This window comes from Micromonospora deserti, from assembly GCF_003236335.1.
Lineage (GTDB): Bacteria > Actinomycetota > Actinomycetes > Mycobacteriales > Micromonosporaceae > Micromonospora > Micromonospora deserti.
This window is the reverse complement of the sequence record NZ_POUB01000066.1, coordinates 1-24,450: the sequence shown is the minus strand read 5'-3', so window position 1 is coordinate 24,450 and position 24,450 is coordinate 1. Positions and strand designations below refer to the sequence as shown.

The window sequence follows — 24,450 nt, the reverse complement described above, 5'->3', positions numbered from 1 at the left end:
GTGCTGCTGGCGACGGGGGGCGGGGTCACGGTGATGCGGGACCGGATCGAGCTACCGGCGGAGACAGCGGCGATAGTGGCGCTCTGAACTCCTGGCAAATCTGAACGGTATCGGTCGGCGGTAGACGGAATGGCAGCTGAGGGCACCGCGAGGCAGGTCAGTCCTAGAATCTGCCAGTTCCCTCATCGACTGATGACGAGGTCGCTAGGGTGGCCGAACCGCCGGTAAGGTATACCGAGGTGTGTCGGGCTCGGGCCTTCATGGCCGTGCGGACTCGTGGAGCGACGGTGTCGGGCAGACGCTGCTCGGCCGCTTGAGGTGAGCAGAAGGCGATGTCTTCCAGCTCTTGTCCGGGCAGGTCGAAGCCGTCCAGGTCGCTGACGGTCCCGCAGTCGAAGGTGAAGTGGATGAGGGCGCGTGGCCGGTGCCCGGCAGGCGGTGCCCAGTCCACGACGAGCAGGTCGCCCACCGCGACGGCGGTGCCCAACTCTTCGCGAATCTCGCGCGTGCAGGCATCACCAGGCCGCCCTGTCCGGCGCCGGCTGCGGCGACGCCCACCGTGCCGAGGAACTGACCGACCGGGCCGCCGGGATCGCCGCCCAGCTCCGGGGCGGCGCCGCCGCGCGCTGGTCGACGCCGACGCCGTCGCGCCGGCTGGTGCCGGCCGGCGGCGCGTACGGTGATCGCCGAGGTCGCCCGGGGCCACCCGGCGCTGGCCGGCGTGGCGCGCCTGGCGACGCTGGTCGGCCTGACCCGGTGACCGGGCCGCGCCGAGCGGGTGGTTGGCCTACTGGCCGAAGGTGGCGCGCAGGTTCTCGTTGATCAGTACGTTGAGCCGCTTGCGCAGGTGCCCGAGCAGCGACGGGTCGGGTAGGGGCCCGGCGACCAGGAGCCTCCAGCGCAACTGGGTGCCGCCACCACTGTCGGACGCCAGGTGGAACTGCACCTGGGCATCCGGTCGCCGTGGCCACAGCGACGACCAGACGACCAGGTGCGGGCGCTCGGCGCGCAGGATCCGCGGTGCCTGCTCATCGTCGAGCAACCGCAGCCAGGGACGCGTCGGGTCGCGGTCGGGCGTGGCGAGTGCCTCGAAGACGACGGCCGGCGGGGGCGGTTGGCCGCGCATGCGGTTACCGGCTTCGAGCATGCCTCACAGTAGACGTGGCGGCGGGTGCCCATTGTTGGCGAGGGGCGCGAGCCGGTATCCGTATGTTCATGGTTGATTGCCTTGAGGGGTGGGCCGAGAACCCGGTGCGCGGTCCGTGACTAGGGTCGCGAACACCACGATGTTTTCCTTGTACGACTTCGCTGCCTTGTCGTAGCCGCCACCACAGGTAATCAACCGGAGCTGCGCCTTGCCGGTGTGACCGTAGACCAGGTTCAGCGGGAGCTTCTTCTTCGGGTAGCGAGCCACCCCGTCGACGGTGAAACTGGCCTTCTTCCCGTCTTTGCGGAGCACCTCGATGGTGTCTCCCGGTTTCAGCGCGCCGAGGCGGAAGAAGACGGCCCGCCCGGTGACCCGTGAGTCGACGTGGCCCACCACCACCGCGGTCCCAACCTCGCCGGGGCTTGGTCCCAGCTTGTACCACCCGGTCGTATGGGGCTGATTCAGCGGCGGGACGGCGATCTGCTGGTTCCGGTCCAGTCCGAGCGGAGCCGTCGGCGCGTCAACGCCGATGCGCGGGATCTTGATGCGGGTGGGTTGCGATCGCGGCATCCCGGTCAGACTCGGTGAGGGAGACGGGCGGGTCGCGGCGGACCGGCGATCGTCGTCGGGGCGGCCGGGAGCATTACGCGCCTCGCCGTGGTTCGCCCCGGTGGTCGGCGACGCGTTGGCTTCGCTCGGCGTCGGCTCTGGTGTGGTGGGTTCGTCCGCCAACGGTGACAGCAGGGACTGCGGTGCGGCGGCGGGGTCGGGCTGTGGCGGCCCGACCGGATCAGGAGCCGTGGCCGCGAGCGCGACCAGTCCTGCTCCGGTGAGGGTTATAAGGACGACCAGGACGAGGCCAGCGGCACGCCACGGGAAACCGTGGCGACCGCTGGCGCTCCTGGCCGCCCTAGGCGACAGTGCCATTGGCGGACCGCCGGCGCAGTAGTGCGATGCCACCGAGCACGCCCACGCCCATCATGCCGGCACCGGCCGCCGTCAGAGCACCGGTGTTGGTGTCGGCGAGCGCGCCACCGTCACCGGCCGCGACACCGGCCGTCTTCGGCAACACCCAAGCTCCGTCCGGATCCGCGTACGCGGCGGTGTTGCCGGCAGGCTGGCCCACCGGCGAACCAGTCCCGCCGATACCGGCCTCGGCCATCCTGAGGAGGTCGCCGAGCAGACCAATCTCCACGTCCACCTCCACCTCGAGGTCCCGGATGCAGACGACGATGGACTGGGTGTCGATTACGTTCGCCGCATTGCTCTCTGCGTTGAGGTTGAAGGTGACGACACTGTCCTTGATGGTGTTGTCCTTGATGATCTGGGAGATGTTCTGCTCGTTGATCTGCTTGTTGGTCGCGCAGGTGACTCCGTTACCCACCTTGTCGCGCAGGTTGAACGTCTTTGGCTTGTCGTCTGACTTGTTCTTCGACTTCTGCCCCTGGTTCGAGGCGATGGGCTCGTTAAGTTCTCCGTCACTCGCGGCGAGCGCGGTGGCGGGCGCAGCGAGCAGCAGGGCGGCGCTGCCCAGCACCACCCCGCCGGCAAGCTTGGTCAAAAACCTCATCGACATGTTCCTCACTCCCTTTCGGGTCGGCTCAGGAGGACGAGCCATGACGAACATTAGGCGGATTCACATGAAACAAGAGGATTTTCCAGCTTTCGTAACATCTAGACCTTGAGATGCTATAAGTAGTTAATTCATGTCTTCTGGGGGATATGCGGCGCAGCCCAAGGGGCGCGCTGGTGCTCGGCCTCGACCGGCCCACCCCGCCGGTGGCGCCGGTGGCCGGGCTGGCGCGGCTGGGACGAGGTGGAGGGAGGGGCCACGCGGCCGGGGCCCTCCGTATCAAACGAGGTCGTACCGGTTGATCTCGACCGTGGCGCGATCCCGACCCTCGAACACGTTCTCGGCCGAGGTGGATGCCTTCCACTCCGTGCCGGTGTCGAGCAGGTTCACGAAGAAGTCCTTCGTCAACGTCCCGGGCCGGTCGGAGAAGACGCCGTGGCGTGCGTGCCCCGCGTTGGCGTTCAGAGCCCGCATGCCGCCGAGCAGGACTGTCATCTCGGGAGCGGTCAGCGTCAACAGGTTGGCCCGGTCCAGCAGCAGGGTCTCCGGCGACAACTTCTGTCCGGCTCGCAGGGGGCGGGCGGTATGCCCGCCATCGCCCGTCAGGTCCAGGGGGCGGTCGGGTACCAGGGGATGATGTCGCGGCGGGCCAGCAGGCGGACGTCCCAGTAGAGGAACGTGAAAGCGCCTGCGACGAGGAACGCGGCCCCGGTGATCGCCGCCAGCCGGGTCGGGCGGGCGGCGAACCAGGTCTGCAGCCTGCTCCCGGCGAACCAGGTCAGCAGCAGGAACAGCACGGCCATGATGACGATGTTGCCGATCGACTGCAGGGTGAACGCCGCCGCGCCGTACAGCGGGTTGCCGCTCTCCGCCGCGTCGCGGAACATCTGCCGGAACAGCGCGAACGGCCGGCCGATCAGGAAGCCGGCGATCAGCGCGCCCATGAAGACCATCGGGGCGTTGGGGTGGCGCCGGGCGATCCGGGCGAACGGGTCGGGCACCACGCCGAGCGCGGCCAGGCCCAGATAGATCATGATCAGTCCGATCACGCCGAAGACGACCATCGCCTGGATGCTGCGTGGGGACAGGCCCCCGGCCGGGTTGGCGGCGGTGGAGAACTGCGGCATCGACGTGCCGACGACGCCGACGACCGCGCCGTACGCGGCGGACACCGCGATCATGCCCATCGACATCCAGCCCAGCGGCTTCAGCGGCTGCACGAACCGGTTGAGCCGACCGCCGGCGGTGCCGGTCAGCGGAGCGAGCGCCCCGAAGGCGGCGATGTTGCAGGCGGTGAACGTGCCCGCGATGCCGGAGACGAAGGCGAAGAGGATCCCGGCGACGATTCCCTGCAGGGGCGTCTCCTTCGCGTCGTGGCCGAGCAGGGTGTTGGCGACGTTGTCGCCGATGGTCCGGTCGACGAACTCCGCCGACCAGATCACCGTCAGCAGGAACCCGCCGAGCACACTGAGCAGGATGATCAGCCCACGGCGGCGCGGGAAGTGTCCGTTGACGAACGTGGACGTACCGGTCGGCGTTGTCTGCGGCCCGATCCGGACGGGCGCCTCGGGTCGGGGAGAGGACCTGTGGGTCTGCGTCACGTGCGCTCCTCGCGATGGCGGACGGACCGGACGGGGCGACGACGCCGCGGCCGGTGCGCGACACCGGGCCGGCTCGTCTCGTCTCGGTGGGTTGCCGGATCGTGCCGGTCGATGTCCGCGTTTCATCATCGGGCGGTTCCGGCCGTCCGGGTTCTTCCGTCGTGCGCACTCGCACTCGCGGTCGCCAGCCGGACGGCGGTCAGCGCGATCCGGTGCTCAGGGCAGCGGCCACTCGTGTACCGGGCGGTTGCTGTGCATCAGCGTCACGTAGTGCCGGACCACCTCGCGCAGCGCCGCCGGCCGGTCGAGGTGGTCGGCGGACTCCAGCCGGTGCAGCGTCTCCACCTGCCAACTCGCGCCGTTGCGCCCGGTCAGGCAGCGCTGCTCGACGATGCCGAGCAGCCGGTCCCGCTCGTCCGGGTCGAGGCCCCAGCGGTCCAGCCCGTGGTGGGCCAGCGGTAGCAGCCGGCGCAGCACCAGCTCGGTCACCGGCAGGTAGCCCAGGCCCGGCCAGAAGACCTGCGCGTCGATGCCGTGGCGCGCGCAGCTGGTGAAGTTCTCCTCCGCGGCGCTGAACGACATCTGCGACCACAGCGGCCGGTCGGCCTCGGCCAGCGCCCGGACCAGGCCGAAGTAGAACGCGCCGTTGGCGATCGTGTCGAGCACGGTCGGCCCGGCCGGCAGCACCCGGTTCTCCACCCGCAGGTGCGGCCGGCCTCGCAGCACGTCGTAGACCGGCCGGTTCCACCGGTAGACGGTGCCGTTGTGCAGCCGCAGCTCGGCCAGCTTGGGCACGCCGCCCGCGGCGAGCGCCTCGGCCGGGTCCTCCGGGTCGCAGACCGGCAGCAGGGCGGGGAAGTAGCGCACGTTCTCCTCGAACAGGTCGAACACCGTGGTGATCCAGCGTTCCCCGAACCAGACCCGGGGGCGTACGCCCTGGGCCTTGATCTCCTCGGGTCGGGTGTCGGTGGCCTGTTGGAACAGCGGGATGCGGGTCTCGCGCCACAGCTCCCGGCCGAAGAACAGCGGCGCGTTGGCGCCGAGCGCCACCTGGATACCGGCGATCGCCTGCGCGGCGTTCCAGTAGTCGGCGAACTGGGCCGGGCTGACCTGGAGGTGGAACTGGGTGCTGGTGCAGGCCGCCTCCGGGGTGATGGTGTCGGCGGTGACCGCCAGCCGTTCCACCCCGTTGATGGCGATCCGCAGGTCCTCCCCGCGGGCGGCGAAGATCTGCTCGTTGAGCAGCTCGTAGCGGGGGTTGGCGGACAGCGTCGCCGCGGTCAGGTGCTCGGGGCGCAGCGTCGGCAGGATCCCGATCATGACCATGTGCGCGCCGACCGCGCGGGCCTTCTCCTCGGCTGCGTTCAGGCTGGCCCGGACGTGCTCCTCGAAGTCGGCGGTGCCGGTACCGGCCAGCCGGCGGGGCGCCACGTTGATCTCCACATTGAACTGGCCGAGCTCGGTCTGGAAGCTCGGGTCGGCGACCGCCGCCAGCACGTCGGCGTTGCGCATCACGGGCATCGAGTCGTCGTCGACCAGGTTGAGCTCGATCTCCAGCCCGGTCATCGGCCGGTCGACGTCGAAACGGGACTCACGCAGCATCTCGGCGAAGACGTCGAGACAGCGGCGTACCTTCTCCCGGTAGCGGGCCCGATCCTCGCGGCTGAAGGTCCGCACGCCGACTTCCTCGCCCATGGTCACCACCCTGTCACCGCTGGTCTCCCTAACCTCGCACGTCCCACCGTGCCGGGGAAGCCCGACGCTCCCGTCATCTACCCGCGCCGGCCGCGGTGATCCCCGTCGCGTCCCGGCCGGTCGGGCCGGGCGGGCCGCTTACCACGGCTAACATGGCCGCGTCGGAAGATGGGGGAGCGGTTCATGCGCGCGAAGGTGACCCGACTGTTCGTGGTGGCGGCGATCGCCGAGGCGGTCTCCTGGGCCGCGCTGCTGGTCGGCATGGCGGTCAAGTACGGCCCGCCCGCGAACGAGGTCGGTGTGCAGGTCTTCGGGCCGATCCACGGCGGCCTCTTCATCGCCTACGGCGTGCTGGTGCTGGTCGTGGCCCGGCTGCGGCGGTGGAGCCTGCCGGCGACCGGGCTGGCGCTGGCCTGCGCGGTGCCGCCGTTCGCCACCCTCGCCTTCGAGCGCTGGGCTCGGCGGCGCGGGATGCTCAACCCCGTCGGCGAACCCGTCCGCGAGGCCGCACCGGTCGGCTGACCGGCGCGGGCGCCGCAGAGCTATCGCCGGGTGGTGGCTGGCCCGGCGGTGGTCAGGTGAGCGCGGAGCAGGCGGCCAGCGCGGCGATCAGCGCGGCCCCGAGTGCCGCCTGCAGCAGCAGTGGCGGCCCGAGGTGGGACCAGAGGGTCGCGGTCCGCGGGGTGAGCAGCTGCCCGGTGGTGAGGTTGACGATCCGCTCGATCCGTGGCGGCAGGTCGGGATCGCGTTGCGGGCGCAGGGTGAGCTGCACGTGGTCCGCCGGGTGCAGGGCGCTCTGCGGCAGGTGCCCGTGCAGCTCGACCTCGCACAGCTGACCGGCGGTGTCGCGCAGCCGCACCGGGGTGACCAGGTACTCGGGGCCCTTCTTCAGTTCCTTGAAGCGGCGCCGCGGGCCGCCGGAGCCGGCCGACAGGAGCGAGCGAAGCGCGGCCACCAGCAGGCCCGCCACCCCGGCCGCGGCGAGCACCACGACCAGCACCGGTTGGCCGATCCGCAGCTCACGGGGGTAGCCGTCGAGGAGCCGGATGATCCGCCCGGTGACGATCCGGTCGGTGGGATGGGCGATCCGCCGGAATTGCAGGTCGCTGTCCATGTCCACCACCCAGAGTCCGGCTCCCTTCACTGATTGTATCGGTCGGCGAGGTTGAACGACGTGAATGAAACCTGGTCACGTGGTTCAGGGGCGGCCAGGTGACAACCGGACCGGCGCGGGTATGCGTAGGGCCGAGCTGGAAAGGGGTCGAGCATGCAGCTGTCCTTCCTGCGCCCGCTCTACGACCGGCCGGGCCCGTGGTGCTCGGTCTACGTGGACGCCTCCGCGAACACCGAGGACGCCCACCCGGCGCTCGATCTGCGGTGGCGTGGCCTGCGCGACCAACTTCAACAACAGCGCGCCGACCTCGCCTCGATCGAGGCGATCGAGGCGGTCGTGCGGGGCCACGACCCGATGGCGGGGGACTACGGCCTGGCGATCTTCGCCACCCGGGGTCGGGTGGTGCTGTCGGAGTACCTGTCCGCGCCGCCGCTGCGCGACCTGGCCGCGTTCAGCTCCCTGCCGCACGTGATGCCGATGCTGGCCCAGCGGGGTGAGCAGGTGGCCTGGGTGCGGGTGCTGGCCGACCGGGCCGGGGCGGACGCGATGGCGGTCAGCGCCGGCGGGGTGCCGCGCCGGGCGCACGTCGCGGGCCGGGAGAGCTACCAGTTGAGCAGGGTGAACCCCGGCGGCTGGTCCCAGTCCCGGTACCAGCGGGCGGCGGTGGAGGCATGGCACCACAACGCCGGCGATGTCACCGCGGCGACGGTGGAACTGGCGGACCGGGTCGGCGCCGACGTGGTGGTGGTGGCCGGCGACGTGCGGGCCACCGGCATGATTGCCGCACAGCTGCCGGAACGCTGGCAGGACGTGCTGGTTCGCACGGACGCCGGCAAGCGGGCCCGCGGCGCGGACCAGACCCTGCTGGACGACCTCACCGTGCAGACCATCGCGGAGGTGGCCGACCAGCGGATCAGCCGGGCGTTGGACCGGTTCGGGATGCAGGAGGACGTCGGCGCCGGGCTGGGCGCGGTCGTCGCCGCGCTGCAGCGCAACCAGGTCGACACCATGCTCATCGTCGACGACCCGTCGGCCACGGGAGAACTGTGGATCGGGCCCGAGCCGACCGAGATCGCCACGGACCCGGGGCAGCTGACCGCGATGTCGGTGGCCGACCCGGAGCAGGTCCGCGCCGACGCGGCACTGGTCCGCGCGCTGGTCGGCACCGACGCCGAGCTGACGGTGCTCGGGCCGGACGAGGCGCCGGAGCTGACCGACGGTGTCGGGGCGGTGCTGCGGTACGTGGACGCGGGCACCCCGGGGCGTGGCATTGGCTGAGCGGACCGTTGCCGACCTGGTGGTCGATCGGCTGCGGGCGGCTGCGACACCCTGCTGATGGTGGGCACGAACGACCCGTGGACGGACTACTTTCCGGTGCCCGGCCAGGTCTGCGCGGTGCAGGCGCGGCTGCTCGTGCCGGAGTCCCGCCGCCCTCCTCGCCGCAGCTGCGGGTGGCGCGGCTCGGGCGGAACACGTACCGGGCCGTCCGGCGGGTCGCGGCAGGATCGCGGCGGACGGTGCACCCAGGCCCTTCGGCCGGTGCCGGCGGGAAGCCGCCGGTCTCGGCGTGCCGTCGTCGAGCGGCTGGGGCGCGGGCCCGCGCGGTGGCAGAACGGCGAAACCCACCCCTGCCGGGACGGCGGGCCCAGCCGGGACGGGGAGATCGGCACACCTCGGCACCGGCGAACCGCCAGAGATCCTCGGATTACTCCCGCCCGGTGAAGGATGCCCCGTTTGAACCGCATCGGGACGGGAAGCCGGGTCGCGTGGTGAGCGAACGAGGCAAGGTGGGGCCGGTGCACAAGGTGCGCGAGGGGCTCACGGCCGAAGGTGCCGGCCTGGCCGGAGATCGGGTGGTGGCGGCCGGCAGCACGGCGCGGGTCCTGGTCGCGGTCACCGCCCGGGCATTGCGCGGCGTGGACTGCGCCGATCTGGGCCACCCCGGCCCGCTGTCGCGGTTCACCGGCGCGCCCGAACCGGTGCGGCGGGCGGCGGTCACCCGGGCGGCCGGTCGGGCGGCGCTCACGCCGGGGCAGACGGCGGAGGTCGACGCGGCACGGGTGGCCGGCTGGTTCGTCGACCAGTACCCGCGCCGCCGATACCCGGGGGCCCTGCTCGGCTCCCCGCACGGTGCCGGGGCGCACCTGGCGGTGGCGCTCGGCGTGCCCTGGCTGCCTGCCGGGTTCGAGATGACGGTGCACTGGGCGCAGGGGGCGGTGGACCGGCCGCGGGCCGCCCTGGACCACGGCGCCGCGCTCACCGCCCGGCTCCTGGCCGGCAATCCCGACCTGCACGTACGCCAGGTGCACTGCCCCGCCAGCCGGGGTGCGCTGGCCGGCGTGACCGTCGCGCTCGCAGCCCGGTGGCGGTCCCTGCCCGCCGCGTACACCCGGTTCCTGGCCGACCGGCTGGAGCCCGGCGCCCCGGTGCTGCTGCTGCGCGACGCCCGCTCCTGGCCGGTGTTCGACTCCGCGCCCGGCCACAGCTTCCAGGTCGGCTGCCCGGCCAGCGGCCTGGACCCGGTGGACTTCCACCCGGACAGCCACGCCCTGCGCCAGGTGCTCCGCTCGGCCGGTGGCGACGGGGCGTACTGGGAGCCGCCGGAGGTCTCCTCCCCGCCCGCCTCCGCCGAGCACGGCGTGGAGTCCGGTTTCGAACTCAGCGCCCGGGAGTGGACCGGGCGGCACGGGCATCCGCTGCACCGGGTCCTGTTCCCGCAGCCGGAGGCGTTCAGCGCGGCCACCGCCGACCTGTACCGGCGCTGGCTGCGGGCGGCCGGCAAGACCGGCGACCGGCTGGTGGTCGAGTGCGGCCGGCTGCTCGACCCCTGGCAGGTGGTCCGCGCCGGGATGGTGCCGTACTGGTGCGAGAACGCCACCCGCCGCAGCGTGGAGGGGGTGGAGTGGTGGCTCGCCGGGAGCGAGCCGTTCAGCTCCGTGGACGTGCTGCCCGAGCCCCCGGGCATCCGGTCACCGGCCCTGGCCGGGCTGCCGCAGTGGCTGGCGGTCGCCGGGTTCGGCCGCCGCCGCCGGGCGCTGGACCGCACCACCGCCCGGGGCTACCCGGTCACCTCGGTGCCCACCCGCCGGGCCACCGAGGTGCTGCGGGCCCAGCCGTACGACCTGCCGACACCAGCCCCGCTGACCCTGGCCGATGCCCTGGACACGCTCCGCGACAGCGGCATCCACCAGGGCTTGCTGGTCTGTTGAGACCGGCCCACCGAAACATCCTCGCGAACCCTGGGTCCCGTGATTGAGTACCTACGGAGCGGGAACACCGCTGGCTGCGACGGCCTGATCATGCCGTCCGGTGCGGCGTCGTCGCCCGTTTGCATCCCAGTCATGTGACCCACTTCCGGCCCGGTGCGTGGTACGACCACGCACGACCGGTTCTGCGAATCCGGGCGGGGGACCTTCCTGAGGGAGGCGCGGATGTTCGGACAGACCAGCACGACCACACCACCACCCACCGATCGGGGTCTGGAGGACCTTGACGCGGCGGCGCTGGCGTACGCGGCACGGATCGAGGGACTGCCGCCCGAACGGCGGCAGGAGGCCCGCGACGACCTGGTCCGCTTCGCGCTGCCGTTCGCTGGGCGGCTGGCCCGCCGGTACCGCGGGCGGGGGGAGCCGCTGGAGGATCTGGAGCAGGTCGCCCGCCTCGGCCTGGTCAACGCGGTCGACCGGTACGACCCGGAGCGGGGCTCGTTCACCGCGTACGCGGCGATCACCATCGTGGGTGAGATCAAGCGGCACTTCCGGGACCGCACCTGGGGTGTGCACGTGCCCCGCCGGCTGCGCGACCTGATCCTCGAGGTGGGGCAGGCCACCGCGGCGCTGACCAGCGAGCTGTCCCGGGCCCCGACGGTCGCCGAGCTGGCCGAGCGGCTGGAGACGCCGGAGGAGGAGATCCTCGCCGCGCTGGAGTCCGCCGCCGGCTACAGCCCGGCCTCGCTCAACGCTCCGGTCGGCGGGGAGAGTTCCGCCGAGTTCGGCGATCTGGTCGGCGAGTCGGACAACGCGCTGGAATCGGTCGACGACCGGGTGACCGTCAGCGGGCTGCTGCACCGCCTGCCGTGGCGGGAGCGGCGGATTCTGGCCATGCGGTTCTACGGCAACCAGACCCAGGCCGAGATCGCGGCCCGGTTCGGCATCTCCCAGATGCACGTCTCCCGGCTGCTCTCCCGGGCACTGACCTGGCTGCGGCAGGCGATGCTCGCCGACGCGCCGCCGCCGTGGCAGAACGGGACGCCCGAGGTCGATCCGGCGAAGACCCGGATTTCGGTGCGGCACAACGGCGATCGGGTGGTCGTGGAGGTCGGCGGTGAGGTCGACCGGGACGGTGCGGACCAGTTGCGCAAGGCGATGCTGGCGGCGGTGACCGGCCAGCCCGCCGAGGTGGTGGTCGACCTGGTCGGCGCGGGCGGCTTCGACGCTGGCGGGATCGCCGCGCTGATGGCCGGCCGCGAGGCGGCGGCCCGCACCGGGGTGCCGCTGCGCCTGACCCGGGTCCAACCGGCGGTACGCCGGTCGCTGACCGCCGCGGGGCTCACCCCGGCCGGGGAGGGCTGACCGCGGACGACGGAGCCGGTCGGCTCGGCGGTCCGTGCGGGCTCGTGGTGGCCCATGCCATGCGGAGCCGGCGGTCCCTTGCGGGCTCTTCGGCGGCCCCACGCGGGCACGTCATTGGTCAGTTCTCGGTGGTGTCGCCGTGCCCGCGCGGGTGCCGCCAGCGGTCGTTCTCCTGCGGCTCCCGCGCGAACAGGGTGTCCTCCGGCTCGTCGGTCTCCTCGAAGCTGGCGCGGCGCACCTCGTCCGGCTCCGGCACGTCCACCGGCCGGGCCCCGGACTGCGGCGCCGGCTGGTACTCGGTGACCTCCCGCGGGCCGTGCGCGCCCTCGGCGCTGGGCGGCTCGGGCACGTGCTTCTCCCGGTGCAGCACCTCGCGGAACTCCTGTGGTGGTTCCGTGGTGCGCTGCGGCAGGTCCCGGCCCAGGTCGGCGACGAGGGTGCCGTACTTGGCGTCGAAGGCGGGGCGTTCGGAGCGGATGCGGGGCATCCGGTCGAAGTTGCGCAGCGGTGGCGGGCAGGTGGTGGCCCACTCCAGCGAGTTGCCGTAGCCCCAGGGGTCGTCGACGGAGATCATGGCCCCGTACCGCCAGGACTTCCAGGCGTTCCAGATGAAGAAGAGCGTGGAGGCGCCGAGGACGAACGCGGAGATGCTGGAGAAGGTGTTCAGCGCGGTGAAACCGTCGGTGGGCAGGTAGTCGGCGTACCGGCGGGGCATGCCCTCGTTGCCCAGCCAGTGCTGCACCAGGAAGGTCCCGTGGAAGCCGAGGAACATGGTCCAGAAGTGCGCCTTGCCCAGCCGATCGTCCAGGAGCCGGCCGGTCATCTTCGGCCACCAGAAGTAGAAGCCGCCGAACAGTGCGAAGACCACGGTGCCGAACAGCACGTAGTGGAAGTGCCCGACGGCGAAGTAGGTGTCGTGGGTGTGGAAGTCGGCGGGCGGGGCGGCCAGCAGCACCCCGGTGAGGCCGCCGAAGAGGAACGTCACCAGGAAGCCGATGGCGAACAGCATGGGCGTCTCGAAGGTGAGCTGCCCCTTCCACATCGTGCCGATCCAGTTGAAGAACTTCACCCCGGTGGGCACCGCGATGAGGTAGCTCAGGATGCTGAAGAACGGCAGCAGCACCTGGCCGGTGGCGAACATGTGGTGCGCCCAGACCGTCATCGACAGCACGGTGATCGCGATGGTGGCCAGCACCAGACCGGTGTAGCCGAAGATCGGCTTGCGGGCGAAGACCGGGATGATCTCGGTGATGATGCCGAAGAACGGCAGCGCGATGATGTAGACCTCGGGGTGCCCGAAGAACCAGAACAGGTGCTGCCAGAGCATCGGACCGCCGGTCGCCGGGTCGTAGACGTGCGCGTTGAGCAGCCGGTCTGCGGAGAGCGCCAGCAGCGCCGCGGCGAGCAACGGGAAGACGAGGACCACCAGCACGCTGACGAACAGCATGTTCCAGGTGAAGATCGGCATCCGGAACATCGTCATGCCGGGCGCGCGCAGGGTCAGGATCGTGGTGATCAGGTTGACCGCACCGAGGATGGTGCCCAGTCCGGAGATCACCAGGCCGATCACCCACATGTTCGCGCCCACGCCGGGAGAGTGTTCGACGGAGCTTAGCGGCGTGTATGCCGTCCAGCCGAAGTCGGCCGAGCCCTGCGGGGTCAGGAAGCCGGCGACCACCATCACGCCGCCGAACAGGTAGAGCCAGTACGCGAGGGCGTTGAGCCGGGGGAACGACACATCCGGCGCGCCGATCTGGATCGGCACGATGTAGTTGGCGAACCCGAACGCCGCCGGGGTGGCGAACAGCAGCAGCATGATCGCGCCGTGCGAGGTGAAGAGCTGGTTGTACTGCTCGGAGGAGAGGAACTGCAGGCGGGGCCGGGCCAGCTCGGCGCGCATCAGCATCGCCTGGACGCCGGCGATCAGGAAGAAGCCGAACGAGGTGAGCAGATACAGCAGCCCGATCTGCTTGTGGTCGGTGGTGGCCAGGAATCGGAGCAGCTTGGCGCCCGGGATCGCCGGCCGCAGGGGGCCCGGATAGCCACCGAACCGTGCCGGCGCCAGGACCGCCGGTCCCCGGTCGCGTGGTGGTTCCGTGGTGGCGCGTTTGGACATCGAAGCCTCACCCGGCCGCTGGACGACAGAAAGGACGGGCGCGTGCCTACCCGCCTCTCTGCCCATGAAACCAGGCGACAGCGGATATTCAGGCTAGAGCGGTAATTTCGGTCAACTGCTGGGCAACATCGCCCAGTTCACCGTGCCGTCGCCGGCGGGCTCGCTGCCCCGGCGCCGGCTCACCCCGCGCCGGCCCAGCCGCCTGCCTACCACCTCGACGCGAGCAGGCGGGCACCCGGACGAGAAGGAGGTGGCGGTACCGGCATCCGAGCAGCGCCAGCCATGGGCGCCCCGGTCGCTCGCCCGGTCAGCGGGCGGCCCGGTTCCGCGTGGTCAGCAGGCCAAGCGCGATCATGCCGACGCCGAGGAACAGGTGCAACCAGTTGCCGGCGTTGTTGAGCGGGATGAAGTTGGCCGCGCTGCGGTGGTCGACCACCAGGCCGTAGAGCCAGAGCACCAGATAGATGGCGCCGCCGCCGATGAGGTACAGCCGGGCCCCGGAGACCGTGCGGGCCAGGGCCAGGCCGGCGACACCGAAGAGCAGGTGGACGATGTTGTGCAGCACCGACACCTGGACCAGGCCGAGCAGCTTGGCGCCGGACTGGTGCCCGGCGAACCGGAGGTCGCCGAAGTCACTGGTGATGCCCGGCACGAAGCCCAGCACGCCGAGGAGGAGGAAGACCACGGCCACAACGGCCGCGGCGCGCCGCACCGGCGACTTGCCGTCGGCCGGGTTGTGCCGCGCACGGGAGTGGGCCATCGGACCGGTCACCGGCTTCTCCTCACAGTCTGTGGCGATGGTCAGGAGACCGAGCTACCCGCTGCCGCGGCTGGTAAACCCGCGACCGGGCCGGTGCACGTCGACGGACGGCGGGCGGGCGCGGGAGCGGGTGGGGCCGGCCCGCCGCGACGTGACGGCGGACCGGAGCCGGGGCAGGCGACTCAGACCGGTTGCAGCCGCCGGGCGGCGGTGAGTTGCCGGACCCGGTCGTAGAGCTGCACGTACCGCTGCGCCATCATCGCCGGGGTGAACCGGGCGGCGGCCTCGTGCCGGCACTCGCCCGGTTCCAGCACGCTGGCGGCCAGCAGCAGGTCACCGAGCTCGTCCTCGTCGGTGGTGAGCAACCCCGTGCGTCCGTGCTCGATCAGCTCGGGCAGGCAGCCGCGGGCGGTGGCCACCACCGGCGTGCCCACAGCCAGCGACTCGACCACGGCCGTGCCGCCCGGCTCCTCCCAGCGCAGCGGGAACAGCGAGGCCCGGGCGCCGGCCAGCAGGTCGTCGCGCTCCTGCCCGGCCACGGTGCCGACCCAGCGCACCAGGTCACCGTCGACGTGCGGGGCCACCTCGTCATGGAAGAACCGGACGTCGGGGTTCTGCCGCGCCTCGTCCCCGGCCGCGGCCAGGTCCTCCGGCCGGTGGTACGGGCCGACGGGGCCGGCCAGCACCAGCGGCACCCCGACCCGCCGGGCGAGGCGGGCACCCAGGTCCTGCCCCTTCCCGGGGTTGATCCGGCCCAGGATGATCACGTAGTCGCCCTTGTCCACGGGCGGTCGGCGGTGGGCGTCCACGGCGAGCGGGGTGGACAGGTGCACGTGTCCGACGGAGTGGTCGCGCAGCGCCTGCGGTGCCCGGGCCAGCTGCGCGGCGGAGACGCCGTTGACCCGCACCCGGTCGCCGCCGTCGAGGTTGCCGTAGAGCGCCGGATGCTTGGCCAGGTCCCAGTGCAGGGTGTGCAGCGCCGGCGGCGCATCCGGGCCCATCGCCGCGAGGGTGGCCAGCCCGACCGCCTCCACGTGGTCGTGCACCAGGTCGATGTCGTCGCGGGAGTGCAGCAGGCGCACCACCCCGTTGAGGTGTGCCTGGGAGATGCCGCACACCTGGTTGTACGGCCGTTGCAGGGCGTGGAACTGCCCGTCCTGGAAGACGGAGAACTTCTCGTCGACCGGGAGGGAGCTGCTGTCGACCGTGGCGAGCACCACCCGGACGCCGAGGCGGCGCAGTTCCGGCACCAGGGTGGCGACCACGTTCTCGATCCCGCCGTAGCCGGGCGGCGGCACGGACAGCCACGGACCGGCGTTCATCAGGACGGTGAGGCTCATCGTGGATTCCTTCCCTCGGCGGGGCCCTGAGCCGTCCGCGTTCCGCCACCGGCCGGCCCGCGCGACCGCGGGATCACGCCGCGGCCATCCGGCGTCGGGGCACCCGGTGCCGCAGCTCCGCCAGGGGCGGGCGTTCCTCGATGGAGACGTCGCTGACCACGATCTCCCGGTCCAGGTTCGGCAGCGCGTCCGAGCCGCCCCGCCGGAACTGGGTCAGCAGGGCGGCGGGCACCGCGCCCGGGCTCGCCCAGCCCCGCCGCTGCAACCGCGACCAGGCGGTGAGCATGATCTGCGCCGACATCCGGCCCAGCGCGGCGGTGTCCTGGTGGCGGTGCTTGCGCTCGCCGAGGTCCACCTGGGCCAGCGCGTCCAGCCCGACCAGCTCCAGCAGGTCGATCAGCATCGCCGTCTCGACCCCGTAGCCGGAGACGAACGGCACCCGTTCCAGCACCTCGCGGCGGCCGGCGTACTCCCCGGCGAGGGGTTGCACGAACCCGGCCAGCTCCGGCCAGAACAGGTTGAGCATCGGCCGGGCCATCAGCTCGGTCACCCGGCCGCCGCCGTCGGCCTCGACCCCGGTCGTGCCGACCAGCGGCCGGTGGTAGAAGCCCTTGACGAAGTCGACCGATGGGTCGGTCAGCAGCGGGCCGATCAGCCCGGTGACGAAGTGGGGACGGAATTCGCGCAGGTCGGCGTCGACGAAGGCCACCACGTCGCCCTCGGCGGCGGCCAGGCCCGCCCAGAGGGCGTCGCCCTTGCCGGTCAGCCGGGGCAGCCCGCGGGTCATAGCGTCCTGGCTGACCACCTCCGCCCCGGCGGCCCGGGCCACCTGCGCCGTCCGGTCGGTGGACCGGGAGTCCACCACGATCAACTCGTCCACCAGGGTCACCCGATCCATCAGGTGCTCCCGGATCGTCGACACGATCGCGCCGACGGTGGCCTCCTCGTTGCGGGCCGGCAGCACCACGCTGACCCGGCTGTCGCCCTTGTCGCGCATCAGGCGTCGCGCCGGCCAGTCGGCCGCCGACGTCGTCCGGTACGTGGCCCACGCCTCCACCACGGGTGAGACCGCCGATTCCGTGTTCCGCACAGGCACCCCCTGATCGTGGCGGAAAAACCGGGGTTGGTTTTCCCACTACCGAGCTCGCGCTAACCGGATCTTCCCTAACAGCTTGATCACGTGGGTGACCACGATTCGTTCCCGGGTGATGAACGTTTGATTGCGCACAGGCGGGGGGAGACCTTCTCGCCTAACGTGAAATGCGGCGGAAGGGCTGACGGAATGCGCACGTGCCGGGTGGGACTGGTGGGAGCCGGTGGGGTGGCGCAACGACATGCCCGGGTGCTCGGCGGCTTCGCCGACGTCGAGTTGCTCGGGGTGACCGACGTAGTGCCGGAGGCGGCGGCGCAGCTGGCCGCCGCGCACGGCGGGCGGGCCTTCACCACCGTCGAGGAGTTGCTGGCCGCCGGTCCGGACGCGGTCTACGTCTGCGTGCCGCCGTTCGCGCACGGGCCGGCGGAGGAGGCCGTGGTCGCCGCCGGCGTGCCGATGTTCGTGGAGAAACCGGTCGCGGTGGACCTGGCGACCGCGGAGCGGATCGGCGACCTGGTCGCCGGGCGGGGCCTGCTCACCGGCGTCGGGCACCACTGGCGGTACCTGCCGGTGGTGGACCGGGCCCGGGAACTGCTCGGCGACCGTTCGGTGCGGATGGTCAGCGGCACCTGGCTGGACAAGGTGCCCCCGGTGGCCTGGTGGTCGCGGCGGGACCGCTCCGGCGGCCCGGTGGTGGAGCAGGCCGCGCACGTGCTGGACCTGATCCGGGTGCTGGTCGGCGAGGCGACCGAGGTGACCGCGTACGGCGACGGCGCGCCGCCGCCGGTCGACGGGGCCGACATCGACTCGGTGACCACCGCGGCGCTGCGCTTCGCCGGCGGGGCGGTCGGCACGCTCGCCGCGGCCTGCGTGCTCGGGTGGAAGCACCGGGCGGGGCTGGAGATCTTCGCCGACGGGCTGGCCCTGTCGCTGGCCGAGGACGGCCTGGTGGTCCGGGACGCCGACGGCGAGCGGCGCTTCGCGGCCGACCCGGACGCCGCCCGGGTCGCCGTCGACCGCGCCTTCGTCGACGCCGTCCGCGGCGTCGGTGACGACGTGCGCGTCCCGTACGCCGAAGCGCTCGGCACCCAGCGCCTCGCCCTCGCGATCGCCGACTCCGCCCGCACCGGCCGGACCGTACGCCTGGATGCGCCGCGGGGTGCGGCGGCGGTCACCACGGGGGTGACCGTCGGTGCGTGACAAGGTCGTGGTGGTCAGCGGCCCGGGCCGGGTGGACCTGGTCGAGCAGGACGCCGCCGATCTGCCGGAGGGCTGCTTCCGGGTGCGGACGCTGTACAGCGGGGTGTCCGCCGGCACCGAGTTGAGCTACGTCAAGGGCACCAACCCCTACCTGAACGTCACCTGGAACGCCGACCTCGGACTGTTCCAGCCGGGCGAGGCGAGCACGCCCTACCCGGTCACCCGCGTCGGCTACATGCAGGTCGGCCGGGTGGTGGAGAGCCGTACCCCCGCGATCGAGGTCGGCGCCGTCGGTGCGATGACCTACGGCCACCGCACCGGCTGGGTGGCCGACCCGGTCCGGGAACGCTTCGTGCCGCTGCCGGAGGACGTCGACCCGTTGCTCGGCATCTACGTCGCGCACATGGGCCCGATCTGCGCCAACGGCGTGCTGCACGCCGCCGCCGACCTGTACGGCGGCGACGTCCGCGTGCTCGGCGACGGGGTGCGCGGCCGCCGGGTCGCGGTCGTCGGCAGCGGCGTGGTGGCCCTGCTCACCGCCCTGTTCGCCAAGCGGCACGGCGCCGCGTCGGTGGTGGTGCTGGACCCGACGCCGCACCGGCGGCAGGTCGCCGAGGCGCTCGGCCTGGAGACCCTCGACCCGGACGCCGACGACCCGGCGGTGGTGCTGAAGACCCGCTGGGCGCACGCCCCGGGAGACCGGGGCGCCGACGTGGTGTTCCAGTGCCGGGGGCAGGGCTGGGCGCTGCACCTGGCGCTGCGCCTGCTGCGTCCCCAGGGCGCGGTCATCGACCTGGCCTTCTACCAGGCCGGCGCGGACGCGGTCCGGTTCGGCGAGGAGTTCCACCACAACGGCCTGTCGGTGCGTTGCGCGCAGGTCGGCCGGGTGCCCCGCGGGCTCGCCCCGACCTGGGACCGGGAGCGGCTCTCCGCCGAGACGATCGACCTGCTGCGGGCGTACGGGGACGTGATCCGCAAGCACCTGGTCTCGGCGGTGGTCCCGTTCGAGGAGGCGCCGGGGCTCCTCATCGACCTGGCCGAACGCCGCCGGCAGGAGCTCCAGGTCGTGCTGACGCCCTGATGCCGGGCGGGCCGGGCCCCCGCCCGGGTCGGCTACCGGTTCCGGCCAAGGGCACCGTCGGGGCGCGGCCGGGGGCCGCGTCGCCCTGCTGACCACTGCGGGCCCACCGCGGCACCCTGGCCGTGGTGGGCGCGCTCTCGCCGGCGGGATGCCAGGCGGCGCTCGGCCCGGTGAGCACGGTCACATCCAGGGGCGGTGACTGGCGGCGCGGCGGACCCCGCTGACCGCCGGGCACGCCCGGCGGCGACACCCCGGCCCCGGTACGCCGGCCGGGCCGCGAAACGCGGGCCGGGTCGCGTACCGTTGCCGCTCATGGGTGTGTCGCAACGGTTCAAGAGCAGGTTCCGGCGGTTCCTCCAGCGCCCGGGCACGACGGTTGACCTGGGGCCGCTGGAGAAGCTCCTGCCGGCCATCGAGGCGCGCGCGGAGGCGCTGTCGGCGCTCGACGACGCCGAGCTGACCGAGGCCGCCGGCACGGCGGTGGGGTACGAGGAGATCTGCGCGGTCGGCCGGGAGGCCGCCCGCCGCGGCCTCGACCAGCGGCCGTACGACGTGCAGCTGCTCGGTGCGATGGCGCTGCTCTCCGGCAAGGTGGCCGAGATGGCCACCGGTGAGGGCAAGACGCTCACCGCCGCGATCGCCGCGTACGGGCACGTGCGGATGGGCAACGGGCCGGTGCACGTGCTCACCGTCAACGACTACCTGGCCCGCCGCGACGCCCGGTGGATGGAGCCGGTCTACACCCTGCTCGGCCTCACCGTGGGCTGGGTCAACGAGGCGTCCACCCCGCAGCAGCGGCGCGACGCCTACGCCTGCGACGTCACCTACGTCTCGGTGAGCGAGGCCGGCTTCGATTACCTGCGCGACCAGCTGGTCACCGACGCCGCCGACCGGGTCCAGCCGGCGCTGCGCACCGCGATCGTCGACGAGGCCGACTCGATCCTGATCGACGAGGCCCGGGTGCCGATGGTCCTGGCCGGCGCGGTGCCCGGTGAGCAGGATCCGGTGCACGCCGCGGCCGCGCTGGTGCGCGGCCTGCGCAAGGGCAGGCACTACACCGTCGCCGAGGACGGCCGCAGCGTCGCCTTCACCTCCGCCGGCCTGGCCGCCGTCGAGGCCAAGCTCGGCATCGACCTGTACGACGAGGAGCACGTCGAGCAGTTGTCCGCGGTCAACGTGGCGCTGCACGCGCACGCCCTGCTGCACCGGGACGTGGACTACATCGTCCGAGACGGCTCGGTGGAGCTGATCGACGAGATGCGCGGCCGGGTGGCCCAGCGCCGGCGCTGGCCGGATGGGCTGCAGGCGGCGGTGGAGGCCAAGGAGGGGCTGGACGCCACCGCCGAGGGCGAGGTGCTCGGCACCATCGCCGTGCAGGCGTACATCGGTCTCTACCCGATGGTCTGCGGCATGACCGCGACCGCCGTGCTGGTCGGCGACCAGCTGCGCGAGTTCTTCGGCCTGGAGGTGGCGGTGATCCCGCCGAACACCCCCTGCATCCGCGAGGACGAGCCGGACCGGATCTACGCCACCCGGGCGGAGAAGGAGGAGGCGCTGGTCGACGAGATCAAGCGCTGCCACGACGCCGGCCGGCCGGTGCTGGTCGGCACCCTCGACGTGAAGGAGTCCGAGGGCCTGGCCGCCGGCCTGAACGCCGCCGGGGTGCCCTGCGTGGTGCTCAACGCCAAGAACGACGACGAGGAGGCGGCGATCATCGCCGAGGCCGGCGCGTACGGCGCGGTGACCGTCTCCACCCAGATGGCCGGCCGGGGCGTGGACATCCGCCTCGGTGGCAGCGACCAGGCCGACCGGGACCGGGTGGCCGAGCTGGGCGGCCTGTACGTGATCGGCAGCGGCCGGCACGACAGTCGCCGGGTCGACGACCAGCTGCGCGGGCGGGCCGGGCGGCAGGGCGACCCGGGCGGTTCGGTGTTCTTCGTCAGTCTGGAGGACGACCTGGTGGTGCGGCACGCCGGCGACACCGTCCCGCCGTCGCCGCGGATGAACGCCGACGGCCTGGTCACCGACGAGCAGGTCGACTACGCGGTGGAGCACGCCCAGCGGGTCGCCGAGGGCGTCAACCACGAGATCCACCGCAACACCTGGCGCTACAGCGTGGTGATCGAGCAGCAGCGCAAGGCGCTCGCCGAGCGCCGGGAGCGGCTGCTCACCACCGACGTGGCGGCGCTGATGCTGCTGGACAAGGTCCCGGACAAGGCCGGCGAGATGGACGAGGACCTGCTCGCCCGGGTGGCCCGGTCGATCGCCCTTTACCACCTCGACCGGCTCTGGGCCGCGCACCTCGCCGAGCTGTCCGAGGTACGCGAGGGCGTGCACCTGCGGGCGCTCGGCCGCCTCGACCCGCTCGACGAGTTCCACCGGGCGGCGGTGCCGGCCTTCAACGAGCTCGTCCCCGAGATCGAGCGGCGGACCATCGCCACCTTCACCGAGACCGAGTTCGACGAGGACTGGGAGCCGGACGAGGCCGAGCTGGTGCGGCCGAGCGCGACCTGGACGTACCTCGTGCACGACAATCCGTTCGGCTCGGAGCTGGACCGGCTGATCGCCTCGGTCGGCCGCCGGCTGGGCGCCGCCTCCCGCTGAGGCGGCGGGGTCGCCTTCCGGCGCCACGGCCACCCACGGCCGTCGGGCGAGCACACCGGAAGGGGCCCCCTTTTGCGCCGTTTCGACCCATGATTCCAGGGGTAGTAGGGCGGGTCCCTAGAGTCGGGAGAGATCAGCGAATGGAACAGGTGACGGCACCGGTCGGGCGTGCGCGGGCGAGTACGGAGGCAGCGGGGGCGGTAAACCGGTGAACCTGCACATGCGGGAGCCGGTGGTGGAGACGCTCGGGGTGCTGGAGACGGCGGCCCTGCTGCGGGAGCTGACCGCGGGCCTCATCGCCGTGGACGACTTCGACGAGGCGCTGACGGCGCTGGTTCGGATCGCGCGGGACGCGGTGCCCGGGGTGAGCTGGTGCGGCTTCACCGCCCTGCGGCCGGGCGAGCCGGCCGGTGTGGCCGCCTCCGACGCCCGGCTGGCCGGCCTGGATGACCTGCGGCACGGCCCGGACTCGCCGGCCATGGACGCCATCCGGCGCCGGGAGATGGTCCTCTGCGAGGACCTGGGCCGCGAGCGCCGCTGGCCGGACTGGACGCCGCGGGCCCGGGAGCTCGGCGTACGGGGGGTGATCTCCGCCCCGGTCGACGTCGACGAGCAGGTGATCGGGGCGATCAACCTCTACGCCGGCGCCCCTGAGGTGCTCACCACCCAGCACCAGCTCACCGCGATGCTGCTCGCCGAGCACGCCGGGCTGCTGCTGGCGGCCGTCCGGGACCGGGAGCGCCGGGCGGCCCGGGCCGGTGAACTCGACCCTTCGGTGCTCGGCGACGGCGTGGTCGGGCAGGCGATCGGCGTGATCATGACCCAGCGCGGCTGCCCGGCGGAGGAGGCGCTCGAGGTGTTGCGCAGCGCGGCGTCGTCGCTGTCCATCCCGTTGCGGGAGGTGGCCGAGCGGCTGGTGAGCACGGTCTCCCGGCCCCGGGACAGCTGAGGCGTGTCGTTTCGCCCGGTTGGCACCCGGGTAGCACCCTGGACTGACGGGCCATCGTGACCAGGGGGAGGGAACCATGCAGAGCCGGCTGCGGGTGCAGGGGCACCCGATCCAACCGATGCTGGTGACGTTCCCGTTCGGGCTCTTCGTGAGCGCGACCGTGTTCGATCTGACCGACGTGGTCGGGGGACCGACGTTCCTCGGTGAGGTGGGCTACTGGACGGCCGTGGCCGCGCTGGTGGCGGCCGCGCTGGCCGCGGTGGCCGGCATGATCGACCTGTGGGACGTGCCGCGTGGGCGGACCCGCCGCACCGCCGTCACCTTCAACCTGGTCAACGTCGCGATGGCCGCGCTGTTCCTGGTCGCCTGCCTGGTCCGGGCGGACGCCCCGCAGCGCGGCACCAACGTCGTGCTGCTGCTCACCGAGCTGGTTGCCCTGGCCGTCGGCGCGGTGGGCGTGCGGTTGGGCGCCCGGCTGATGCGCCAGTTCGAGGCCGGCCGGGCCGAGGCGACCACCTTCGACGCCCTCGGTGGGGTCTCCGGCTCCACGGTGGAGATCGTCCACCGGCGCTCCTGACCCCGCGCCGGCCGCTCGCCCGCACACCCGCCGACGAGGCCGGCCGCTCGCCCGCACACGCGTCGGCCTGGCCGGCCGGGCCCGGAACCGGGCCAGCCGGGCCGACCGCGCGTCGGGTGGCGACCGCGCGTCGGGTGGCGACCGCGCGTCGGGTGGCGACCGCGCGTCGGGTGGCGACCGCGCGTCGGGTGGCGACCGCGTGCCGGGTGGCGGTTGCCGGCCGGAATTGCGTTGCCGCCGCTCCGGTGCCCGGGACAGGCTGGCCGGGTGAGCACCGACCCGAGCTTCGAGGAGCTGATCGCCGAAGGCACGACAGCACCGTTGCCGGGCTGGGACTTCGACTGGCTGGCCGGCCGCGCGACCGAGGAGCGCCCGCCCTGGGGGTACGCCCGCCTGGTCGCCGCCCGGATGGCGGGTGCGGCGGCGGCGCTGGACGTGGACACCGGCGGGGGGGGGGTGCTTGCCGAGGTGCCCCACCCGCCCCGGCTGCTGGTGGCCACCGAGAGCTGGCCGCCGAACGTGGCGGTGGCCCGGCGTACGCTGGGCCGGGTCGGGGCCACCGTGGTGGCGGTGACGCCGCACTCGCCGCTGCCGTTCCGGGACGCCTCCTTCGATCTGGTGGTCAGCCGGCACCCGGTCCGCACCGACTGGCCGGAGACCGCGCGGGTGCTCCGCCCGGGCGGGACGTTCCTGTCCCAGCAGATCGGCCCGGGCACGATGCGCGAGCTCAGCGAGGCCATCCTCGGCCCGCTGCCGCCACCGGCCGAACGCCACCCGGAGCAGGCGACGGCCGCCGCCCGGGCCGCCGGCCTGACGGTGGTGGACCTGCGGGAGGCCACCCTGCGTGCGGTCTTCCACGACGTCGCCGCGGTGGTCTGGTTCCTGCGCAAGGTGGTCTGGACCGTCCCCGGCTTCACCGTCGACCGTTACCGCCCCCAGCTCGCCCGCCTGCACCACCGCATCCGCACCGACGGCGCCTTCGTCACCCACGCCCGCCGCTTCCTCATCGAAGCCCGCAAACTCACCCTC

Annotated in this window: 21 protein-coding genes and 1 pseudogene; 10 read left to right on the top strand and 12 right to left on the bottom strand. The window is 72.7% G+C overall.

Features of this window, described 5'->3' with window-relative positions; translation table 11 throughout:
* Positions 1-163: 163 nt before the first annotated feature.
* The 7 genes and pseudogenes from C1I99_RS32725 to C1I99_RS12370 all read right to left on the bottom strand — a co-directional run bounded on the left by C1I99_RS32725 (position 164) and on the right by C1I99_RS12370 (position 6,016).
* A complete protein-coding gene (locus tag C1I99_RS32725; RefSeq protein WP_158554048.1) occupies positions 164-469 on the bottom strand; it encodes an NUDIX hydrolase in 306 nt (101 codons plus the stop codon).
* 318 nt (positions 470-787) lie between these two features.
* Complete coding sequence (locus C1I99_RS12395; protein ID WP_111134366.1) at positions 788-1,147, bottom strand: hypothetical protein; 360 nt, start codon at positions 1,145-1,147, stop codon at positions 788-790.
* Positions 1,148-1,213: 66 nt separating this feature from the next.
* Positions 1,214-1,879 (bottom strand): class F sortase, encoded by a 666-nt coding sequence (locus C1I99_RS12390; protein WP_438941406.1) that lies wholly within the window; start codon positions 1,877-1,879, stop codon positions 1,214-1,216.
* Between the two features lie 178 nt (positions 1,880-2,057).
* Positions 2,058-2,723 (bottom strand): hypothetical protein, encoded by a 666-nt coding sequence (locus C1I99_RS12385; protein WP_158554047.1) that lies wholly within the window; start codon positions 2,721-2,723, stop codon positions 2,058-2,060.
* A gap of 297 nt (positions 2,724-3,020) precedes the next feature.
* Positions 3,021-3,293: pseudogene (locus C1I99_RS12380) on the bottom strand (catalase/peroxidase HPI); the annotation flags it as partial.
* Positions 3,294-3,322: 29 nt separating this feature from the next.
* Positions 3,323-4,321, bottom strand: coding sequence for a hypothetical protein (locus C1I99_RS12375; protein ID WP_199562095.1), 999 nt, complete (start codon positions 4,319-4,321; stop codon positions 3,323-3,325).
* Positions 4,322-4,537: 216 nt separating this feature from the next.
* Positions 4,538-6,016 (bottom strand): glutamate-cysteine ligase family protein, encoded by a 1,479-nt coding sequence (locus C1I99_RS12370; protein WP_111134372.1) that lies wholly within the window; start codon positions 6,014-6,016, stop codon positions 4,538-4,540.
* A gap of 183 nt (positions 6,017-6,199) precedes the next feature.
* Here C1I99_RS12370 and C1I99_RS12365 point away from each other — a divergent pair, with 183 nt between their 5' ends.
* Positions 6,200-6,538 (top strand): DUF3817 domain-containing protein, encoded by a 339-nt coding sequence (locus tag C1I99_RS12365; RefSeq protein ID WP_111134371.1) that lies wholly within the window; start codon positions 6,200-6,202, stop codon positions 6,536-6,538.
* Between the two features lie 52 nt (positions 6,539-6,590).
* Here C1I99_RS12365 and C1I99_RS12360 read toward each other — a convergent pair whose 3' ends face one another.
* Positions 6,591-7,139: a hypothetical protein gene (locus C1I99_RS12360; RefSeq protein ID WP_111134370.1), complete on the bottom strand. Its 549-nt coding sequence runs from the start codon at positions 7,137-7,139 to the stop codon at positions 6,591-6,593.
* 144 nt (positions 7,140-7,283) lie between these two features.
* Here C1I99_RS12360 and C1I99_RS12355 point away from each other — a divergent pair, with 144 nt between their 5' ends.
* The 3 genes from C1I99_RS12355 to C1I99_RS12340 all read left to right on the top strand — a co-directional run bounded on the left by C1I99_RS12355 (position 7,284) and on the right by C1I99_RS12340 (position 11,701).
* Positions 7,284-8,408, top strand: a complete 1,125-nt coding sequence (locus C1I99_RS12355; protein WP_111134363.1) for a baeRF2 domain-containing protein — start codon at positions 7,284-7,286, stop codon at positions 8,406-8,408.
* A gap of 527 nt (positions 8,409-8,935) precedes the next feature.
* Positions 8,936-10,339 (top strand): hypothetical protein, encoded by a 1,404-nt coding sequence (locus tag C1I99_RS12345; RefSeq protein ID WP_111134369.1) that lies wholly within the window; start codon positions 8,936-8,938, stop codon positions 10,337-10,339.
* 222 nt (positions 10,340-10,561) lie between these two features.
* Positions 10,562-11,701: a SigB/SigF/SigG family RNA polymerase sigma factor gene (locus tag C1I99_RS12340; protein ID WP_111134361.1), complete on the top strand. Its 1,140-nt coding sequence runs from the start codon at positions 10,562-10,564 to the stop codon at positions 11,699-11,701.
* Positions 11,702-11,819: 118 nt separating this feature from the next.
* Here C1I99_RS12340 and ctaD read toward each other — a convergent pair whose 3' ends face one another.
* The 4 genes from ctaD to C1I99_RS12320 form a co-directional block, all read right to left on the bottom strand.
* Positions 11,820-13,817 carry an aa3-type cytochrome oxidase subunit I gene (gene ctaD, locus C1I99_RS12335; RefSeq protein WP_111134360.1) on the bottom strand — a complete coding sequence of 666 codons (1,998 nt, stop codon included), beginning with the start codon at positions 13,815-13,817 and terminating at the stop codon, positions 11,820-11,822.
* 307 nt (positions 13,818-14,124) lie between these two features.
* Positions 14,125-14,577 carry a DUF4383 domain-containing protein gene (locus C1I99_RS12330; protein WP_111134368.1) on the bottom strand — a complete coding sequence of 151 codons (453 nt, stop codon included), beginning with the start codon at positions 14,575-14,577 and terminating at the stop codon, positions 14,125-14,127.
* 182 nt (positions 14,578-14,759) lie between these two features.
* Entirely contained in the window at positions 14,760-15,917 is a 1,158-nt protein-coding gene (locus C1I99_RS12325; RefSeq protein WP_111134359.1) for a glycosyltransferase, read from the bottom strand.
* A gap of 73 nt (positions 15,918-15,990) precedes the next feature.
* Entirely contained in the window at positions 15,991-16,974 is a 984-nt protein-coding gene (locus C1I99_RS12320; protein ID WP_233512480.1) for a glucosyl-3-phosphoglycerate synthase, read from the bottom strand.
* A gap of 225 nt (positions 16,975-17,199) precedes the next feature.
* Between C1I99_RS12320 and C1I99_RS12315 the strand changes: the two genes are divergently transcribed.
* From C1I99_RS12315 to C1I99_RS12285, 6 genes are all read left to right on the top strand, one after another.
* Positions 17,200-18,210: a Gfo/Idh/MocA family protein gene (locus tag C1I99_RS12315; protein ID WP_111134357.1), complete on the top strand. Its 1,011-nt coding sequence runs from the start codon at positions 17,200-17,202 to the stop codon at positions 18,208-18,210.
* The gene (locus C1I99_RS12310) at positions 18,203-19,291 is read left to right on the top strand and encodes a zinc-dependent alcohol dehydrogenase (protein WP_111134356.1); all 1,089 of its coding nucleotides are present in this window, start codon (positions 18,203-18,205) and stop codon (positions 19,289-19,291) included. The genes C1I99_RS12315 and C1I99_RS12310 overlap by 8 nt, the downstream gene beginning before the upstream one ends.
* Before the next feature lie 312 nt (positions 19,292-19,603).
* The gene (secA2, locus tag C1I99_RS12305; protein ID WP_111134355.1) at positions 19,604-21,895 is read left to right on the top strand and encodes an accessory Sec system translocase SecA2; all 2,292 of its coding nucleotides are present in this window, start codon (positions 19,604-19,606) and stop codon (positions 21,893-21,895) included.
* A gap of 208 nt (positions 21,896-22,103) precedes the next feature.
* The gene (locus tag C1I99_RS12300; protein ID WP_111134354.1) at positions 22,104-22,844 is read left to right on the top strand and encodes a GAF and ANTAR domain-containing protein; all 741 of its coding nucleotides are present in this window, start codon (positions 22,104-22,106) and stop codon (positions 22,842-22,844) included.
* A 76-nt stretch (positions 22,845-22,920) separates the two neighbouring features.
* Entirely contained in the window at positions 22,921-23,421 is a 501-nt protein-coding gene (locus tag C1I99_RS12295; protein ID WP_111134353.1) for a DUF2231 domain-containing protein, read from the top strand.
* Between the two features lie 267 nt (positions 23,422-23,688).
* The coding region (locus C1I99_RS12285; protein ID WP_111134352.1) for a class I SAM-dependent methyltransferase at positions 23,689-24,450 on the top strand (762 nt) is incomplete at its 3' end.

Excerpts from the sequence above, each read along its gene's own strand:
- C1I99_RS12395 (WP_111134366.1), bottom strand. The coding sequence starts at position 1,147 with ATGCTCGAAGCCGGTAACCGCATGCGCGGCCAACCGCCCCCGCCGGCC.
- C1I99_RS12385 (WP_158554047.1), bottom strand. The coding sequence starts at position 2,723 with ATGTCGATGAGGTTTTTGACCAAGCTTGCCGGCGGGGTGGTGCTGGGC.
- C1I99_RS12370 (WP_111134372.1), bottom strand. The coding sequence starts at position 6,016 with ATGGGCGAGGAAGTCGGCGTGCGGACCTTCAGCCGCGAGGATCGGGCC.
- C1I99_RS12365 (WP_111134371.1), top strand. The coding sequence starts at position 6,200 with ATGCGCGCGAAGGTGACCCGACTGTTCGTGGTGGCGGCGATCGCCGAG.
- C1I99_RS12355 (WP_111134363.1), top strand. The coding sequence starts at position 7,284 with ATGCAGCTGTCCTTCCTGCGCCCGCTCTACGACCGGCCGGGCCCGTGG.
- C1I99_RS12340 (WP_111134361.1), top strand. The coding sequence starts at position 10,562 with ATGTTCGGACAGACCAGCACGACCACACCACCACCCACCGATCGGGGT.
- ctaD (WP_111134360.1), bottom strand. The coding sequence starts at position 13,817 with ATGTCCAAACGCGCCACCACGGAACCACCACGCGACCGGGGACCGGCG.
- C1I99_RS12330 (WP_111134368.1), bottom strand. The coding sequence starts at position 14,577 with ATGGCCCACTCCCGTGCGCGGCACAACCCGGCCGACGGCAAGTCGCCG.
- C1I99_RS12325 (WP_111134359.1), bottom strand. The coding sequence starts at position 15,917 with ATGAGCCTCACCGTCCTGATGAACGCCGGTCCGTGGCTGTCCGTGCCG.
- C1I99_RS12315 (WP_111134357.1), top strand. The coding sequence starts at position 17,200 with ATGCGCACGTGCCGGGTGGGACTGGTGGGAGCCGGTGGGGTGGCGCAA.
- secA2 (WP_111134355.1), top strand. The coding sequence starts at position 19,604 with ATGGGTGTGTCGCAACGGTTCAAGAGCAGGTTCCGGCGGTTCCTCCAG.
- C1I99_RS12295 (WP_111134353.1), top strand. The coding sequence starts at position 22,921 with ATGCAGAGCCGGCTGCGGGTGCAGGGGCACCCGATCCAACCGATGCTG.